This is a genomic window from Bradyrhizobium sp. UFLA05-109 (assembly GCF_054185165.1).
In genome coordinates this window covers 97,713-115,310 of the sequence record NZ_JBBIAR010000022.1, presented here as the reverse complement: position 1 = coordinate 115,310, position 17,598 = coordinate 97,713, and the positions used below count along the sequence as shown (strand labels likewise).

The 17,598-nt window shown below is 59.3% G+C and carries 18 protein-coding genes and 2 pseudogenes; 13 read left to right on the top strand and 7 right to left on the bottom strand.

Features of this window, described 5'->3' with window-relative positions; all coding sequences use genetic code 11:
- Nucleotides 1-80 precede the first annotated feature (80 nt).
- The 3 genes and pseudogenes from Q3C01_RS18210 to Q3C01_RS18200 form a co-directional block, all read left to right on the top strand.
- Nucleotides 81-638, top strand: coding sequence for an OsmC family protein (locus Q3C01_RS18210; protein WP_027526663.1), 558 nt, complete (start codon nt 81-83; stop codon nt 636-638).
- A gap of 36 nt (nt 639-674) precedes the next feature.
- Nucleotides 675-1,931 carry a flavin-containing monooxygenase gene (locus Q3C01_RS18205; RefSeq protein ID WP_458146680.1) on the top strand — a complete coding sequence of 419 codons (1,257 nt, stop codon included), beginning with the start codon at nt 675-677 and terminating at the stop codon, nt 1,929-1,931.
- 155 nt (nt 1,932-2,086) lie between these two features.
- Nucleotides 2,087-2,229, top strand: a pseudogene (locus Q3C01_RS18200) (IS110 family transposase); the annotation flags it as partial.
- A gap of 200 nt (nt 2,230-2,429) precedes the next feature.
- Here Q3C01_RS18200 and Q3C01_RS18195 read toward each other — a convergent pair.
- Nucleotides 2,430-2,567, bottom strand: a complete 138-nt coding sequence (locus tag Q3C01_RS18195; protein ID WP_458146679.1) for a hypothetical protein — start codon at nt 2,565-2,567, stop codon at nt 2,430-2,432.
- Between the two features lie 13 nt (nt 2,568-2,580).
- Entirely contained in the window at nt 2,581-2,769 is a 189-nt protein-coding gene (locus Q3C01_RS18190) for a hypothetical protein (RefSeq protein WP_458146678.1), read from the bottom strand.
- A gap of 1,221 nt (nt 2,770-3,990) precedes the next feature.
- Between Q3C01_RS18190 and Q3C01_RS18185 the strand changes: the two genes are divergently transcribed.
- Nucleotides 3,991-5,307, top strand: a complete 1,317-nt coding sequence (locus Q3C01_RS18185; RefSeq protein WP_458146677.1) for an alpha/beta hydrolase — start codon at nt 3,991-3,993, stop codon at nt 5,305-5,307.
- Between the two features lie 334 nt (nt 5,308-5,641).
- On the opposite strand, the gene Q3C01_RS18180 is transcribed toward Q3C01_RS18185, so the two are convergent.
- Both Q3C01_RS18180 and Q3C01_RS18175 read right to left on the bottom strand, forming a co-directional pair.
- Complete coding sequence (locus Q3C01_RS18180) at nt 5,642-5,881, bottom strand: hypothetical protein (protein ID WP_458146676.1); 240 nt, start codon at nt 5,879-5,881, stop codon at nt 5,642-5,644.
- Nucleotides 5,882-6,286: 405 nt separating this feature from the next.
- Nucleotides 6,287-6,751 (bottom strand): recombinase family protein, encoded by a 465-nt coding sequence (locus Q3C01_RS18175; protein ID WP_458146675.1) that lies wholly within the window; start codon nt 6,749-6,751, stop codon nt 6,287-6,289.
- Nucleotides 6,752-7,164: 413 nt separating this feature from the next.
- On the opposite strand from Q3C01_RS18175, the pseudogene Q3C01_RS18170 reads away from it, so the two are divergent.
- From Q3C01_RS18170 to Q3C01_RS18140, 8 genes and pseudogenes are all read left to right on the top strand, one after another.
- Nucleotides 7,165-7,293, top strand: a pseudogene (locus tag Q3C01_RS18170) (IS3 family transposase); the annotation flags it as partial.
- The gene (locus tag Q3C01_RS44970; RefSeq protein WP_479684014.1) at nt 7,273-7,488 is read left to right on the top strand and encodes a DUF2130 domain-containing protein; all 216 of its coding nucleotides are present in this window, start codon (nt 7,273-7,275) and stop codon (nt 7,486-7,488) included. The pseudogene Q3C01_RS18170 and the gene Q3C01_RS44970, both read left to right, overlap by 21 nt.
- A 931-nt stretch (nt 7,489-8,419) precedes the next feature.
- Nucleotides 8,420-8,968 carry an ATP-dependent DNA ligase gene (locus tag Q3C01_RS18165; RefSeq protein ID WP_458146674.1) on the top strand — a complete coding sequence of 183 codons (549 nt, stop codon included), beginning with the start codon at nt 8,420-8,422 and terminating at the stop codon, nt 8,966-8,968.
- A 79-nt stretch (nt 8,969-9,047) separates the two neighbouring features.
- Nucleotides 9,048-9,641, top strand: a complete 594-nt coding sequence (locus Q3C01_RS18160) for a hypothetical protein (RefSeq protein ID WP_458146673.1) — start codon at nt 9,048-9,050, stop codon at nt 9,639-9,641.
- A gap of 63 nt (nt 9,642-9,704) precedes the next feature.
- Entirely contained in the window at nt 9,705-10,460 is a 756-nt protein-coding gene (locus Q3C01_RS18155; protein ID WP_458146672.1) for an AbiU2 domain-containing protein, read from the top strand.
- A 12-nt stretch (nt 10,461-10,472) separates the two neighbouring features.
- Nucleotides 10,473-10,757: a hypothetical protein gene (locus Q3C01_RS18150; RefSeq protein WP_458146671.1), complete on the top strand. Its 285-nt coding sequence runs from the start codon at nt 10,473-10,475 to the stop codon at nt 10,755-10,757.
- A 248-nt stretch (nt 10,758-11,005) separates the two neighbouring features.
- Nucleotides 11,006-11,551 (top strand): hypothetical protein, encoded by a 546-nt coding sequence (locus Q3C01_RS18145; RefSeq protein ID WP_458146670.1) that lies wholly within the window; start codon nt 11,006-11,008, stop codon nt 11,549-11,551.
- A 223-nt stretch (nt 11,552-11,774) separates the two neighbouring features.
- On the top strand, nt 11,775-12,263 hold the full coding sequence (locus Q3C01_RS18140) for a hypothetical protein (RefSeq protein ID WP_458146669.1): 489 nt from the start codon (nt 11,775-11,777) through the stop codon (nt 12,261-12,263).
- A 33-nt stretch (nt 12,264-12,296) separates the two neighbouring features.
- Here the strand turns inward: Q3C01_RS18140 and Q3C01_RS18135 are convergent, their stop codons facing one another.
- Both Q3C01_RS18135 and Q3C01_RS18130 read right to left on the bottom strand, forming a co-directional pair.
- Nucleotides 12,297-12,581, bottom strand: coding sequence for a hypothetical protein (locus tag Q3C01_RS18135; RefSeq protein ID WP_458146668.1), 285 nt, complete (start codon nt 12,579-12,581; stop codon nt 12,297-12,299).
- A gap of 243 nt (nt 12,582-12,824) precedes the next feature.
- On the bottom strand, nt 12,825-14,498 hold the full coding sequence (locus tag Q3C01_RS18130) for a winged helix-turn-helix domain-containing tetratricopeptide repeat protein (RefSeq protein WP_458146666.1): 1,674 nt from the start codon (nt 14,496-14,498) through the stop codon (nt 12,825-12,827).
- Nucleotides 14,499-14,740: 242 nt separating this feature from the next.
- Here Q3C01_RS18130 and Q3C01_RS18125 point away from each other — a divergent pair, with 242 nt between their 5' ends.
- Nucleotides 14,741-15,691, top strand: coding sequence for a helix-turn-helix domain-containing protein (locus tag Q3C01_RS18125; RefSeq protein ID WP_458146665.1), 951 nt, complete (start codon nt 14,741-14,743; stop codon nt 15,689-15,691).
- A gap of 205 nt (nt 15,692-15,896) precedes the next feature.
- Here Q3C01_RS18125 and Q3C01_RS18120 read toward each other — a convergent pair whose 3' ends face one another.
- Nucleotides 15,897-17,213: a sensor histidine kinase gene (locus Q3C01_RS18120; protein ID WP_458146664.1), complete on the bottom strand. Its 1,317-nt coding sequence runs from the start codon at nt 17,211-17,213 to the stop codon at nt 15,897-15,899.
- Between the last annotated feature and the right edge of the window lie 385 nt (nt 17,214-17,598).

The window sequence follows — 17,598 nt, the reverse complement described above, 5'->3', positions numbered from 1 at the left end:
CAGAACTTCTGATCGCACGGCAACGAAATTGCCGCGGGATTAGTAACTCAACCGCACGGATATTAACAGGGAGACACATCATGGCAAACGGTACAACTGTCAGCAATGGCGTCAACGTTCAGGCTTTGCTCGACGCGCGCGACGCTCTCACCAAGGCTCCGGAGGCCGCGCAGTTCAAGTGGCGCGCGGCGTGCGAGTGGAAGAACGGCACCCACAGCCATTCGACCGTCGAAAGCTTCTTCGGCCTCGGCGAAGAGCAGCACCGCAAGACCACCTTCAACTTCGATGCCGATCATCCGGAGGTCTTCGCCTCCGAGGACAAGGGCGCGACGCCGGTGGAGTTCGTCCTGGTCGGACTGGCAAGCTGTCTCACCGCAGGCGTCGCGGCGGTCGCGCAGAACCGGAACATCCAGTTGAAGTCCGTGACCGCGACCATCGAGGGCGACATGGACCTTGCCGGCATCCTCGGCATCGACAGCGAGGTGCGCAACGGCTTCAAGGGCATCACGGTGAAATATAAGATCGATGCCGACGCGAAGCCCGAGGACATTGAGGCGCTGGTTGCGCAATCGCAGAAGCGTTCGGCCGTCTATGACATCGTGACCAATCCGACGAACGTTACCGTCGTGGTGAACTGATCGCGGCAGCGACCACTATCTTGCCGAGACGGCCCGATGAGCGCTGTCACCACCGTCATTGTCGGTGCGGGGCACGCGGCTCTTGCGATGAGCCGCTGCCTCGCGGAGCGTTCGATCGACCATGTCCTGCTGGAGCGCGGCGAAGTCGCGCAGAGCTGGCGTACCGAGCGATGGGACTCGCTGCGGCTGCTCACGCCCAAGTGGCAGAGCCGGCTGCCCGGATTCACCTATACGGGCAGCGATCCCGATGGTTATCGGACGCTGCCGGAAATCGTCGACTTCATCGCAGGCTATGCGAAATCGATCTCGGCCCCGGTGCGAACGCATACGACCGTCACCTCCGTGCGCAGCGATGGCGCGGGGTACCTCGTGCGCACGGATCGCGGCGACTGGCGATGCCGCACCGTCGTCATTGCCTCGGGTGCGTGCAACACCGCGAAGGTGCCGAGCTTTGCGGCGAGCGTGCCGCCGTCGGTCGCGACGCTGACAGCGCAATCCTATCGCAATCCGGCTCAGGTCGCCGACGGTGGCGTTCTCGTCGTCGGCGCGTCCTCGAGCGGCACACAGATCGCGCACGAGCTCCAGCGCTCGGGAAGGCCAGTCACGCTCGCGGTCGGCGAGCATATCCGGGCCCCGCGCATCTATCGCGGCAAGGATCTGGAATGGTGGATGGACGCCGCAGGCGTGCTCGACGAACGCTATGACCAGGTGGACGACGTCGTGCGGGCGCGGCGCGTTCCCTCGCTGCAGCTTGCCGGCACGCCGGACCGCTCGACGCTCGACCTCAATGCGCTCTCCGACATTGGTGTAAAGCTTACCGGCCGTCTCGCGGGCATCACACAGGACGGCAAGGCGCAATTTTCCGGCTCGCTGCGCAACATGTGCGCGCTTTCCGATCTCAAGATGCGGAGGCTGCTCGAGCTCCTCGATGAATGGGCGCGCGCGAACGGCCTCGACGGCGCGGTGGCGACGCCCGATCGGCTGCCGCCGACCCGCGTCGAGGACGCGCCCCCGCTCGGCATGGACCTCGTCAAGAGCGGGATCAGGACCATCATATGGGCTTCCGGCTATCGGCCGGATTATTCCTGGCTGGAGCTGCCGGTGCTCGACCGCAAAGGCTACGTCACGCATGACGGCGGCGTTGTCCCGGCGCCGGGCGTCTACCTCATGGGGATGCAGTTCCTGCGGCGTCGGAAGTCAGCATTGATCGATGGCGCCGGCGATGACGCGCGCGACCTCAGCGCGCATCTCGCCGCCTATCTGGACAATGCGGCTCAGCGGATGAGCGCGTGATCGCGTCTGATCCGTCAGGACTTGCGCTATGCGAGCAGCTGAGCTGAGGTCCGCTAATGGAATGGTCCGGCCGTGCTCCGGCCCTGCCAGCATGACAAGCTGGCAAGGGGCGCCCAAGACAAGGAGCACGCCATGTCTCAGAAACTCAGCTCAGCATCGCCGTGATAGGCATCGATATCGGCAAGAACTCGTTCCACATCGTGGGCCACGAAAGCGCGGCGCAATCGTGCTGTGGCAGAAGTGGTCACGCGGCCAGGTAGAAGCCCGGCTCGCCAACCTGCCACCGTGCTTAATCGGTAAGACCTGATCGAGCATGACGGCAACGACCTGCGCGAACTGCCGTTGATTAAGCGCCAGCGCCGGCTCCAAGCTGATCGGCAAGGCCAAGCGGCGCGCCATCCGGTTCACTGAGCATGTGACGGGTGACGGGCCAACCGTCTTCGAGCAGGTCTGCCGCATGGGGCTGGAGGGCATCGTGTCGAAGCGGACGGATGCACCCTATCGCTGCGGGCGGTCGAGGACGTGGCTCAAGTCGAAGAACCCGACGTGCGAGGCGGTGCGGCTGGAACGCGAGGAGGAATGGTCGGCAGCATCGACGTGATGCGCCTCGACCGGACGTTCGGCCAGTCGCGTCAAGTTGGACTGCGCATCAGGCTGTCTTTCGATGAGAACTTCCCCCGAAGAAGGGATTAAGCTTCACAGGTTCGCCGGTATCTTGCCAGAACAGTTTTTTACCGAGGCTGGCCGCCACCGCGAGGCGGTGGTGGCCACCGATGAGCGTATGGTCATCCGTTGCTATCGCGATGATCTCGCCGGCTTCGTCCACGATGTTTCTCATGTGCCGCCTCTACCAACGCTCGACCAACAGATCCAGCGGATGTCTGTCCTGGCGACCATCGTTCTCAGCGTCGCTCTGATCACCTACATCCTGCTATCTGCTTGGTGAAAACAGCAGACAGGACGAGCAGATCCATTGGCGACAGCATGAAGACCAGGGCCACTTCGATGTTGAAAGCCCGGTCTTGGGTCAAATGCATGCACCACTTTTGGCGACAGTCGAGCGGGCGGCGTTGATCTGGATCATGTGCGGCCGACCCGTCGCATGCGGCAACCCCTGACAAATGACCTTTACCGCTGCAACATCAACGACATCCCGAACAGCGGTATAGTCCTGTTTCTCGACCACATCAGAGGCGGGCTGGATACCCCTGTTCCAGCCCTGCGCGACGTGAAACCGGCCTTGCAACCCGTCGCCTGGGCACTCGGAGCGGGCGCTCCGCCCTGACAAGACACCCCTGCGTCAACGGGTGCCTTGCCGAACGCGCCGTCGAGCAGGACACCGACAGAAGCATCGGATCGCCGATCCACGCATCATCCGCCTGATCCAGAAATGGCTCAAGGCGGGCGTGGGGGTCGTCACAATCAGTGAAAAGGGGACGGGGCGGGGTCGGTAATTTCGCCACTGCTCGCCAACGTCTACCTGCACTATGTGTTCGACCTATGGGCCGAGCGCTGGCGACGGCACGAGGCCACGGGCGGAATGATGATGTGCGGTATGCCGACGATATCGTCGTTGGTTTTGCGCATGAGGTCGACGCCCGGCGCTTCTGGGACGCGATGCGCAAAAACGACGATGCTAAACCACAACCGTCATGTCGGCTATTGTGCTGGTTTTTGGACGCCAGCAATAACGAGACCGTCCGCACGCTCAGCTCGCCGGCGTCCAAAAAGCGCCAAGGCACGAAGTCGCGGGAAGTTTGGCACCGACAAGTAAAATCGGCCGACACGGCCGTGACGCTGATCCCGACCGCCTCGAGGGACGCAGGCGATCGATGCCCTCGCACTGGACCTGATCAAGGGTCGCGATGCGGCTCCCTCGGCACCGTTGTGATCCCTGAGCGCTTAATGTCGTCTGCGATACCCCGCGCCGGGGCGTCACTGGATACTCCGCTTTCGGAGTATGACGGCCATTAGGGGCCATGCTTGACCGTTCTCCGGCCGCTCGTCATAGTTCCCGTAAAGGCGAGCCAATGAGACTCGTCTTCGCCGGGAGAAGACGATGCGCAAATTGTTGGCTGTCCTCGCGGGGGCGCTGATCCCTGCCGTTTCGCTCATGCCTGCCGCCCTCGCGCAATCGCCCTGCGTCACCCAGAACATGGCCGTCCCCCCCGGCGCCAACACCTCTGACAAGACGGCGCCCTTCTTCATCGACGCCACAGGCCTCGATTTCAAGACGGCGCCACCCACGCGCGATCCGTCCAACCCGAACTATCCGCGCGCAACCGAGCTTTCCGACGGCACGCTGCCGCCGGCCGGCGCTGAGGGCAACTTCATCATCGGCCCGACGCATGCGCCCGCGCCTGAGACGGTGGCGAAGGAGGGCGTGCCGCGCGGCAAGGTTACGTCGTTCACCCTCTCGTCGAAAGACAGCGTGATCTACAACCCTGGCCTGATCCGCGACGATGTGGCGGGCTGCGGCAACAGCTCGATCATGATCGCGACGACGGCGCCGGGCGACAAGTCAAACATGATCGTCACAACCAGCCATCCCGGCACCTGGACGCGCACGATCGAGGTTTATGTCCCGGCGCAATATGTGCCCGGCACGGAGGCGCCGTTCATCGTGCTGGGTGACGGTGGCTCGATGGCCTGGAAGGACATGAACACCACCCTCGACAATCTGATCGCGCAGCGCCGCGTGCCGCCGATGGTCTCGATCCAGATCGGCAATGGCGGGCAGGACGCGCAGGGTGCCCAGCGCGGGCGCGAATACGACACGGTGTCGGGGACCTATGCGCAGTTTGTCGAGCGCGAGGTATTGCCGCTCGTAGAGCAGAATGCCGGCGTAAAACTCACCAAGAACCCCGAGGGCCGCGCGACCATGGGACTAAGCTCGAGCGGCACGGCGGCCTTCACCATAGCGTGGTTTCATCCCGAACTCTATCACCGGGTGCTGGCCTATTCGCCGACGATGGTGAACCAGCAATGGCCGTACAATCCGGCGCTGCGCGGCGGCGCGTGGGAATATCACAGCCCATGGGCGGGCCCCGCCGGTCCCAACCTCATCGTCAAGGAGGGTGTGCTCATGCCGTCGGAGCCGCCCGGCGTGCCGCTGATCCCCAGCGCGCCCACCAAGCCGATCCGTTACTGGTTCGAGATGGGCGATCAGGACCTGTTCTATCCCAACCCGACGATCCCCGATGGCATGCACGACTGGACGCTGTCCTCCGAATTGATGGCGAAGGTGCTGGCGGAGAAGGGCTACCACTACCAGTTCCTGTTCGCGCGCAACGCCAAGCATGTCGACCGCCCGACGGTTGCGCAAACCCTGCCGGCGGCGCTGGAGTGGTTGTGGAAGGGCTATCCGAATCCCTGACGATGGCAACAGCGCTTACGTAGTCAGCGAACTAGAGTTGGTCATCACCCGCGAAAGAAAGTAGCCACGGGCGCTCCGCTGTCTTTCACTCCAGGCCTGCGCGTAAGCGATAGGTAACTCAGCAGCCAACCCATGACGGTTTGATATGAGTCTGCGCTATCGCTAGAGAATTTGTATTTGTCTTTTATCTGCATCGCGAACGCTGCGGCTTGTTCGTCCGTTTGTCTCAGCTCCTTCGGAAGCGAACGCCATTCCCGAATAATCTCGCGCCGGGCATTCACCTGGTTCATTTTGGTGCCTTCACCTTCAGCCCCAGTTCGACAAGTCGGTGCCTTTATTTCGATACATGAGCGATCTTGTTTTTTAAATGATGCGTCTCGTAATCGCGGCGGAGTTGGCTTAACGAAGTCTCATTGAGTTGAAGCATTACCTCACTTAGTTGCGCGGTTTCCGGATACCCGGCGGCAAAACCTTGTCTGTAAATTTTACGCAGCGTGCGGACAAGGGTGGCTCCGTGTTTGCTGCTGATTTCGCCATCCTTGTTGCGGTGCCGATTGTCGAGGCCCTTGCTCATGCTGCTCTCCATTGTGCCCACAGAGCACCCTCCCGCCGGGGCCGAATGGCAACTAAACTAAGCTAGCGAAAGCACCCGCGCCGACTTCTCGGCAGGAGCCGTTCAAGGCGAAATGGGTAAGGCCACGGTTGTTTTGATCACTTGCATGACGGCGGTCGTTTATGATTCTCCCGAGCGGTTGAGCAGATTGAGGGTTGGAGCCATCGGCGTCCGTTCAAGGTCGTGAAGGTTCGGCGTGGTTATGAAGAGGATCCGGATCAAGCGCTGGATCGCCACTACGCGGCCCATCCCGAAGATCGGGACGCGGATGTCGTGATCTTTGAGTTTCTGTTTAATGGCGAAATGGCTGACGAGAGCCAGGTTTGAACCAGTCGGCCGTGAGCCAGCCCAGCATCGATCCGACTGCTATTGCAGCGCGCGCCAGATCGTCGCTTCGCCGCAGCCGTACTCGCGCGCCAACTCTGCCGTCGTCTCGCCAGCGGTATAGCGCTCGGCAATGCGTCGGCGTTGGCCGGCGTCCAGTGCTGAGGGCCGGCCGAACTTGGTGCCCTTGCGCTTAGCGCGTTCGATGCCTTCCTCGCAGCGTTCCCGGATCAGTTCGCGTTCGAATTCGGCAATCCCCGACATGATCGTCATCATGAGGCGACCGAACTTGTTCGTTGTATCGCACCAGGCTTCGCCCAGCGAGACGCATTCACGTTCCCCCAGATCATGCAGGATGTTGTGCAGGTCGCGGCTAGAGCGGGCCAGCCGATCCAGCTTGGTCACCACAATGGCATCGCCTGGGAGTAGGACTCGCTTCAGCTTGTCAAACTCTCGTCGGCCATCGGTCCCCGGCGCCGATCCCGAAAAGGCCGCGCGCCGCCTCATGGAGCGCGCTCAGGCCTTCGAACCCATCCAAGAGGGCCGGATCTATATCGAGAAGATCAATGGCCCGTTTCTGTTCGGCGACAAGGGCACGCCGGCGGAATACACGCCGGCCCGGAGCTGGCGATATCCCGCGGCAGGTTGGAGCTGCATGAGAGCGGCACGTTTGTGAAGCTCCCGCAAAGCGGCGCGGACTTCTTCGCCTGAAGTCGTCAGGTGCACAGTGATATGGCGGACCGAGATTCGTCCCACTCTGCGCGGAGGGTCCTGATCTGTTTGAAATTCAGGACCGCTGGCTTGCCTTCTCGGACGATTGTCGCGCGCTTATTTGCCGTTGCGAAGCACCTGATCCAAATACGTGAGCACACGATCAAATCCATTGGCCGTGGGGTGTACCCCCGGGGCAAGTTCGGCCCGTCTTCGATCAGAACTTCTCCGTCTACGGTGTGCGCAAGATCTGGCGACAGCTCAAGCGCGAAGGCTTCGACGTGGCCCGTTGCACGGTATCGCGACCGATGCGGGACATGGGTTTACGAGGGGTTATGGGCAAGCAGTGGTCGAAGCGAGAGGCCCAGATCCTGGCGGTTGTCGACTCTACGGTCGGAATGGTGGGCGATCTGCAGGGCATCGCCGGCAAGGCCATGCCCGAGATTCCCAGCCTCGAGATGGAGTTGCTCGGGGCTTCAACCGATCCGGAAACGAAAGTATCGGCGAGGGCCGTGTACCCGACAGTCGACTAGCCAAAAGATTGCGACGACAATTCCCTAGCGCAGCGGAACGACGCGATGCGCTTTTCCAAATACAAGCCGGTAGGCCTGCTTACCCAGTGCTTACCCATGGGATGGGTGATTTGGCTCATTGTGCATAACTTATTGAAAACGCTGGCGCTCCCTAGGGAAAGGCTACTTTCCAAACAAATCAATCACTTGGGACTGCCAACCCGGATAAAGCGAGCAATGGGCGATAAGGCGAATTTTTCCCATTTCAAACCCTAAAGGGGCAAAGAAGTTTCGCAACGTCGCGAATATCCCAAAGTCCTTGTTTATACGGCTTTTTGCGACAAGTCTGCCGCCGGACCTAGTCTCTCATCCTTGCTCATCCCGCGTGGTTGGGTAGCAAAATGGTAGCAAACCGTTCTGGCTAAGTTCACGGCCCTGTTTCGGGTTAGCCTCTCTGCGCGGTGACACGTTTTAGCAGGTGAAGGGAATCGAACTCGCGTATTCAGCTTAGAAGGGTTTTGGCGGCTGACCTTCGTCCCATACGACGGGCGATCATTCTTGAGACCTATGCAGAGCTGCTGGACATTCTGGACCGCTACGCTCGCCGTTTTGGTACGGGCGGGAGCGCAGTGAAGCAGGGGATGTCGGCCATTGTCGCCGATCCAGACGTGCTCGGTAGATTCGATAGTGATCGGCGGGCTGAAATCCGGGCCATCGCTGACGGGTGGCCCATCCTCGCGCAGGGGAGATTCGACAAGCTTCACCTGTCAATTCGCGCGGAGGCGGGAAACTCTTGGGCATATCGCGAGTCGCAGGCCGAATACACACCTGAGCAGCTATGAAGTGACGACCGGCGCGGCCTTGGCGCGGTTAGCCGGTTCTTTGCGGCGGGCGGACGCCACCCGATTGGGCTCGAAATCTGTGCCCCTTCGCCCTATCTTCCCGGCAGACCATGCGCACCTTCGACTTCTGCCTTCCGAGCAAATCCGCCAGCGTCCCCATCGGCCCCGACTGGCTGCACGAGATCAAATACGACGGCTACCGGCTGCGGCTGGAGCGCGACGGTGACCGTGTGCGCCTGATCACCCGTGGCGGCTACAATTGGACCGACCGCTATCCATGGATCGCCGAGGCGGCACGCAAGAACCGGTACCGGCAGTTCGTCATTGACGGCAAGGCCGTGGTGCTCGGCGTTGATAGCGTCGCCGACTTCAATGGGCTGCACTCTCGCAAGCATGATGCCCAAGTGCAGCTCTACTCCTTCGACATCATGGCGCTCGACGGAGAGGACCTGCGCCGACTGCCGCTATCGATGCGCAAGACCAATCTTGCGCGCTTGCTGGCGCGGCGACCGGACGGCATTTTCGTTGCGCCATTCGAACAAGGCGAGATCGGGCCGGACCCGTTTAGCGCCGCCTGTCGGATGGGGCTGGAAGGATTGGTATCGAAGCGGTGCGACCGGCCGTATCAGGGTGGTAGGTCGAAGACTGGATCAAGGTAAAGAATCGGCAGCGTCCAGCGATGACGCGGGTGATGGATGAGGCCTGGTGATAAATATACCTGTCAGAAAATTCAAAAGTATGGCAGTCGCGCTCAAGACGCTTGAGCCTTATATCAAGGACGCGACCCACCTTCAGACCGGGAAGCCATTTCAGAATTTCGGCGACATGCGTTCACGGGAGGCGGTGGCCAACTGGCTGCTGTGCGCCACCGCCAATGCGATTGATGATGGACGCAGCTTGTCAGTCGCGAGCACAAAGGACCCCATCGGCGGTGACGGCATCCTGCACGACGAAAACACCGGCGAGAGCTTGCCGGCCGAACACGTCATTGTTCCGCGCCAGAGCGGCGGCCCTAATGCCGACCTGCAAGCACTTATCCTGAAAGCCATCGATGACAAGCGAAACAAGGGTGGCGCGGCTTACGCGTCGGGCAAGACGCTGGTCGTGTTTGTTGATGCTGACGCAGGTGAATGGCATCCAAACAAGGTCGCGCGGGCATTGCCCATCCCGCTCTATTTCGCAACCGTGTGGGTGATCGGCCTGCACGGCGTGACGGATGGCGCTTATGCATACAATGTCGTTCATCTCGACCTAAGCGACGGCAACGCGCCTGTTTACCGCGTCCACATCACCAAGGACTTTGATGACTGGCAAGTAGAGGCCGTACAATAGAAAAGGCATTCGGGTGAAGTCTAGGAGCAGGGTGAGAAAGCGCTAATCGCCGATATAAAATGGTTGGGGAAGCTGACAAAGGCGGAAAGGATCGATCAGGCCAAGGCTAAGATGAACAGGCTCCTCGATCACTTCCTATATGTCATCGAGCTGCACGCAAATAATTCGTTCGTGGTGTACTCACCGACGCTCGCCTCGCAAATTCCGGCCTCTTTTGCAGCTAACGCTTTCGAGGTTTTTCAGCGCAGCATGCACCAGATCGAGATTGTCAGGCTCTGCGCACTGTGGGACGGTGCTGATCCCCAGAAAGAAAACATTCCGACAGTCATCGAGCTGATCGATGACAGCGAAATCATCGAGCAACTCGGCAACGATAACCTGAAATATTGGAGCGGGAAAACCGCGCGGATTGGCAACCCCTCCACCGATTCTGACCTTGCCGCGCTCGAACGCGAAGCGATAGCGGCAAGCGAACGCGAGTTCGGCAGCGAACAGGCGGCGAAAGCCAAGCGAGAATTGAGGCAGGCAATAGCCGACTGTCGCGCGATCATTGCATCGCCGAGGCTGGCCTCAGTGATGAATATCCGCGACAAGCATCTTGCTCACTCGTTGGAGGCCACGCGCCGAGAGAGGCACGGGCCAGTTCAGCCGATGAAATACGGCGACGAAACAGAGCTTTTGAAAGCATCGATACCGATCATCGAGCGCCTATATTGCTGGGTCAACGGCAAGAGCTTTTCTATCGAGGACTCACAAGAGATCGACCGGAAGAATGCCGAGGCTCTCTGGAACAGTTGCACCTTCAACGTGCTTCGATGATAAATTAGCCTGATGCTCACTCGTCGCCAGATCGGCCCCGACGACTACGCCGTCCACGAAGATAGCCAGCTCATCGGACGCATCCGGCTTGCCAAGGACCGCTCGCCGCCAGTCTGGCTTTGGAACGTCACGGTGACGATCCCCGGTCCATCGTTCGGTGGCGCGTGGTGCATCGATCAGGCCAAGCGGCGTTTCAAGCGGGCGTGGACCGCGTTTAAGGAACTGGCCGGATCTGAGCAGTTGGCGAAGGCGTATGGGGCGATGAACCACGCCAACCGGCCGGATCGATATAGGTAACCAATCATGATCAGCGAAAACTCATTCTTCAAAAAGCTTCCTGAAGGAATTAATTTAGAGCAACGGTTGATCTTGGAGGGAATTGGTTGGGCAATCCAAATGCTCTCTCTCCTGTGACAAATTGAAAGCAGCCGCCTCGCAGGTCGATGTCATGTCAGACACCTACCCAACATCGCTCGCAACAGAAATGTTCGCCTGTTGCGTCAATCGTTGATCAGTGTCACATGCTGAGGAACCTCCTCGAACGCATGAACCCTGCCACCGACGGACTCATTGCGACATTTATTGAAAAATTTGAAGCGGCCACTTTCATTCGAAACGCAATGGACCATCTTCATCAAACAATTTCAAACATTGCGAAGAAAAAGGACCCGATGCCACCTCTTTTCGGAGCGTGCTTTGCCGTGATCAGCAACAACGACATATCCGACAGCGGCACAGGTCTAGTTGTGATCAAGGGCGGCACCCTTGTTGTCCTCACTGCGGGCGCTCTCACTCATCCGGAGCATAAATTTCAATTCGACTCTAAGCCCGGTCGAGCGACTGAAATTCCGCTGGGTATGTTCCACTTCACGACTTTCGAACATTGTATCGATATCAGTCAAATGATGTTCGATCTGACTGCTCTTGTGGCTCACTTTGACACTGTCGTTAAGTCAGATCAGGAGCAGCAGCTGCGGGAATTTGCTCGCAAAAATAGTCTGAAAGAAGACACAGTGCTCTGCGGCGAGCACAATGTTGCGATGATGATAACCATGCCGCTGCCCTTAAATAAGGGTGACGCGAGCAGGTAGCACTTGGCGCGGCGCGGCCCTATCTCAATTCGCCCGCCGCAGCGGGTTTGCCAGCTCAACGATCTTCGCGCTCGTGCTGTCGGCGCGATTGAAGGCCGCGGTCGGAATTTTCGAGCGCCGTTCTCAGCATTCGCACTTGGGCCGACTGGCGCGGGTTTATGAGGGATGAACATCGCCAATAGGCCGGATCGATATCAGCGGATGAATGTTTGCGTGGTCGACCATGCTGTTCGTTCCGCCGACAAGGATGCGCTGGGGCCAAGTTTCACAAATGATTGGCGCGAAATGGCAAGCATCGAATACGTTATCGGCGTGTAAAAACACGCTGGGCCAACGGGGGGGGACCGAGAAGGTGAAACTTAAACCCATCATCATCTACGTAGTGCTTTTGGGCTTTACACCCAGCTCTTCAGCCTTTGCTTATGATCCTCTGGACTGTCTTAATGACGCATCCAAAGTTGATAAGGACATTATTATTGGATTGGCAACCAAGCTCTGCTCGGGTGCTTGGACTTCTGAGCCGGTCAAATGCTACGCACAAGTTTCTCGTGTTTATACCGCCATACCCCGTGGAATTGCTATCGATCTCTGCGTCGGTTCCGCCAATGCAGAAAACACCGTCAAGTGTTATGGGAAAGCGAGCGAAAGAGGTCTTGCGCGTTTTCTAGCTGCGACACTTTGCGGCGTAAGAGAGCCGAACGTCAGTCGTTAGCTCTCGGTGCGCTGATAGTCGACCTGTCAGCTATCATTGAAATGAAAAAGCTCGGTGACGGTCCAATCCGGTTTGAAACGCCGAGAAGATAAATGAAACGGTGGCCTTATGCCACGCATTCAGTTCCGAGCGTAGCGGCAGGGGCGGCAGATCGACCACCGCTGATCCACCGCGACCGAGATCGCCGATCATCTCCTTGATCTGCGCAGCGAGAGTCTGCTCTGCCCTCTCAAAGCAGACATTGCGGACGTTGTCTTCCAGGTCTGCTTGGGGCCGATTCCGTTGAAAAAGGCGAAAGTAACGCCACGGCAAAAACATCGCTGAAATTAACTTAGAGCGAGCTCCGGCAAGAAAAGCCTTCGTAGTAAAGCTAGGAAGATCACCGAGCGATCCTGACTATGTTGACGCGATCTCCCACGTCCCGCTGCGTCAAACGCATCAGAAGTCTTCAGAAAATGGGCATGCTCGCGACAAAGGCCTTTTTCAACAGAATCGGCCAGTAGCGGAAGTTGCGCTTCTTCGATCACCTCGTTGATAAGGCGAGTACCTTGGCCGAGATGGTCATTCGGGCAGCCCTGCTTGCCGCAATCCTTCCTCATATCGCGCGACGTCTTCAGCACGTTGATAAGGGCCAAGCGTATCTTTGAGATTGGAAAGGCGCAGCGCGGGGCTCAGTTCTCGCAGCCGAGCCACTGCCTTGTGTGCTTGCTCCAGTCGACCGGCCTTTGCGGTGCTTGCGGCGGTGATACGTAATCCAGGTCGATAGTCCGGACTGCACTGCAATGCCATTGCCGCCCACGATGCCGCTTCGTCATAGCGGTCCAAAAAGAAATGTGCATACGCTGTCCCGGCTCGCATGCCCATCAACCACGGATCAAGTGGGCTCAGGCGAATGGCACGTGCGAACCGCTCGATCGCCGCTTCCGGCTCGCCGAGCCAGATTTTTACCCAGCCGCCGAAATTCCATGCCTCGGCCAAATTGGAATTAAGCGCGAGCGCTCGATCAACTAAGCCGGCACCTACCCCGAGATCCCCAACAACAAACGCTAACGCATTCCCACCAGACGAGAGCGCGATCGCGTCATCCTTGCCCAACTCAACTGCCCGTTGGGTGAGCTTCTTCACTTCGGTAATCGCGTTCTCTGTGTCCGGAACCCAGCCATTGATCCTGGCAATGAGGTAGCAAAAGGCTGCACGACCGTAGGCGGTGGCAAATTCCGGGTCGAGCTCGATCGCGCGGTTGAACAGACGCAATGCCTCGTCGTTCGCTTCCCGGTTACCAAACTGATGAAGCAGGGCCAGACCGCGCAAATAGAGGGCATAGGCGTCGAGACTACCGGTCGGCTTGCGTTTGGCGCGCTCGATCTCAGCTTTTTCTACCGCAGGTGCGATTGCCCCGACAACGCTTTCAGTCACCTGGTCCTGCAAATCGAAGATGTCGCCGAGTTCGCCATCAAACCGATCGGCCCAAATATGTGCTCCGGTAGCGGTATCGACGAGTTGTCCAGTAATGCGCACTCGGTTTGCCGCCTTGCGAACGCTCCCTTCCAACACGTAGCGCACCCCAAGCTCGCGCCCCACCTGCTTCACGTCGACGGCGCGCGCCTTGTAGGTGAAGCTGGAGTTTCGGGCGATGACAAATGGCGCCTTGAAACGGGACAGCGCCGTGATGATGTCCTCGGCCATTCCATCTGCAAAGTATTCCTGTTCGACATCGCCAGACATATTCTGGAACGGAAGCACCGCAATGGAAGGCTTGTCAGGCAGCGGAGGTGGACTCTCGGCCTCGGCAGCAAGAACTAGTGCATCTCGCGCTCCGGTCGGCGCACCGACCTCAAAGATCCCGATTGGCTCCCGCATGTTCTTTACATGTTGAACGCCAGGATCCGTAGCTAGGTCTGTGACCGAGGCTCGCGCGGGCATGCGTTCCTCGATGATCTTGCCAACAAACCGCAGGCCTCTGCGAGAAACCGTCCGGATCAAGCGTTGCTCCTTGCCGGTATCCCCGATTGCCTTGCGCACGGCATTGACGTGGCTGGTCAGCGTGGATTCGGACACGATCCGTCCTTCCCACACCGCCTCCAGAAGATCGTTCCTTGACACGACCTGTTCCCGATTCTGGACCAGGAAGAGCAGCAGATCGAACACCTTCGGTCCAATGGGGATGAGCTCGGAGCCTCGCTTGAGCTCCCGCCGGTCGGCATCCAGGCAATAATCTTCGAACAGAAACGGCACTTCGGATCCTTCTTGGACAAGAAGCCAAGGAAGACTCAATCGCAATTCAGGCCAGCTACAAGGCTTTTTCCGCTCAAAACAGTACACATTTTCTCGCCCTTTGGGAACAAGCCCGGTTCGCGAAATGGTTGGCCCGCATCAAACGCGGCGCGCACTGAGCTTCGCAATCAGCACAACAAATCTGGTCGCACCGGGTCACGGCCCCGCTACCTGCTTCGCTTCTCTGGGGCGAGGATACATTCATGAACAAGCATATCCTGCGCGACTCCTTGGAGGACGCGTCAGTTACGCCTGAGGCGTGCCAAGTCCCTCCGGCCAATGCCGAACGACCTCACGCGGGTGCAGAAATGGCGCGGGTGCTCGCAACCACGCCATTTTACTTGGCTTTGGATTCCTGCGGCGCCGGAATCGCCCATTGGAAGCATGACCCGCTGCACGACGTCGTCGAGCCAATGAGCCATCACGTCATCATGGCTTACAACGGCATGATGCAGCGCATGGAGCGGCGGACGGGAAGCACGGTTGCGATCGGTACGTTTCGTCCCGGAGTCGTGATCATCATTCCCGAGGGATCGAGCTCCCGGTGGGATATTCCGAAACCTGTTGATGTCATCCAACTCTATCTTCCACATACCACGCTTGAGCGGGTTGCAGGCGAAGTCGGCAGCACGACCTCAACCGATCTGCTTGAGCGAACGGCGTATCCCGACCCCGTTGCATCCCGATTGCTTTTGACCGCGGCCGACGCCATGGAAGGCAATTGCGCCCTGGATACACTGTTCAGGCATCAGCTGACGGACCTTCTGGCCACGCGCCTGCTCGCGGCGCATGTCGGCGCGCCGCCCACTTCCCAGCCGACGCTGGGCGGTCTCTCACCGATAGTATTACGCCGCGCTATCGAACGCCTGCATTCAGACAGCGACGCCGACGTATCGCTCGCGGCACTCGCATCTGATGCCGGTCTGTCGCGATTCCACTTCTGCCGCGCTTTCAAGGAAAGCACCGGCCTTTCTCCGCATGCCTGGCGGCGCCAGCACCAGCTTGAGGAAGCCAAGAACATGCTGCGCAACACCGACGCGTCGGTCATCTCGGTCGCAGTCGCGCTTGGCTATTCTTCCCAGACCGCGTTCACGGCCGCCTTCAGGAAACTGACGGGGGACACCCCGAGCAATTGGCGACGGCGTGCACGTTGACAGCATCACCTGTGCGGCAAACAGCACAATTACGAGAACGCTCCGACTCAAGCGGGCAAGAAGGTCCATACCGCTAGGGGTCATTCGCGACTGAGCCGGGCAGTGCGTGCTACCAATCGATATCCGCTTCGGTACCGATAGCGTCCGCTTTTGAGCAGACGCCGCAAATGACGCGAAGGGCCAAGAGGCGACATGGATGATCTGACTACGGTGTCGCGTCTTGTTCGGCAGGAATCGTAAATTGAAACAAGGTTCCACGTGACTCGCACGCCGTGGCCCAGAGCCGTCCCCCGTGAGCCTCAACGATCGAGCGGCAGATCGCCAGACCCATACCCATTCCCTCTGCCTTGGTCGTGTAGAAGGGTTCAAAGAGGCGTGGGAGACTCTCCGGCGCCAGACCCGGCCCGGTATCGCGCACGGCGATGCGCACGCCTTCCGCCTCGTCGGTTACCGTACTGATCTGCAATTCGCGCCTGGTGTCGTCGTCGCCGCTCATCGCATGGACGGCGTTGACGATCAGGTTGACCATCACCTGTTGAATCTGCACCCGATCGCCCCGAAAGAAAGGCATGGGCTCGGCGAGTTGCGTCTGAATCGAAGCGCCGATCTTGACGACCTCACCCCGCGTGAGAATGATCGCGTTGCGGATCGCTTCATTTATGTCGAACCGCTCCATCCTCGGCGGCGCTTTTTTGACGTGATCCTTGATCCGGTGGATGATGTCTCCGGCCCGATCGACTTCGGACACGACACTGTCGAGCGCTTCCCTGGCTTCGCGCAGATTCGGCGGCTTCATCTGAAGAAAATTTTGAGCCGCACGGGCGTTATTGCGCGCCGTCGCAATCGGCTGGATGACCTCGTGGGCGATGGATGAGCTCAGCTGTTCCATGGTTGCGATACGATTGACGTGTGCCAGCTCCATCTGCAGCTCGCGCAGCTGCCGCTCGCGGCGGGTGATGTCCAGGGCAATGGTCGCCTGCGCAGCGAAGTCCGTGACCAGTTCAAGCTCGGTCTCCGTAAAGGGCTCTATGCGCGGCCGTCCAATACAAAGCGTTCCGATTAGCTCGTCGTTTCTGAGCATCGGCACGATGAAGACCGTCCCAACGCCGCGTGATAGAGCCTCTCGATCAGCCTCTTCCGCAGAATAGAATTCTTCATGCGTGGTTAGGTCGGGGATGTGGAGCGGCGACTTGCTTGCGTAGAGGCGACCTACAAAGCTGCTATGTTCCCGAAGCATTGGCTGTGAATACCCCTCTGAGAACGCGGGGCTCTTTTTATAGGCAACGAGACGAAAGCCCGTTTCCTCGCAAAGACGGAAGCCGCCCCACTCTGCTCGGCAGAGATGCACTGCGGTGTCGATGATAGTGTCGAATATGGGCTGCAAGTCGTGTGGTGAATCGGCAGTAGCGCGCAGCACGGCCGAGATGGCCGCCCGTTGCCGAAGCACCTCGGCCAGCTCCTTTTTCAAATCTGAACGGCCGTTAGCAGCTTCGGGCGCTTCGCCGGTTACGAGCTGGTCCATCGTCGCTCCTTCCGATCTCCAATCTACTTGCGGCGGCGTCGAATGGACGCCGGGACTCGGCAATGCGCCGCTGCTGATCGAGAGTGTCGGCAACTTTTAATGCCGCGTTCTTGCCGTGCACAGCTAAGCCTTCCGAAATCTGGCGCTACATGACAAAGTCGAAGACTATCTTTCCAAAATATGGAAGAGGAGCCGATGGATCGCCTGGAAGCGATGTCGATCGCCTAAGATGCTATCGCCCCAGCCCGAAAAAAGTGTCGGAGGTCTGCATCGGGTCAAAACCGGCGGTCACTGAGCCGAACGGGCTAGGTCGGGTCTACCTCCATGAGCAGACAACCTTGGAGCCACACCGGACTTCGCTTCAGGGCCATAACCGGACTCAACG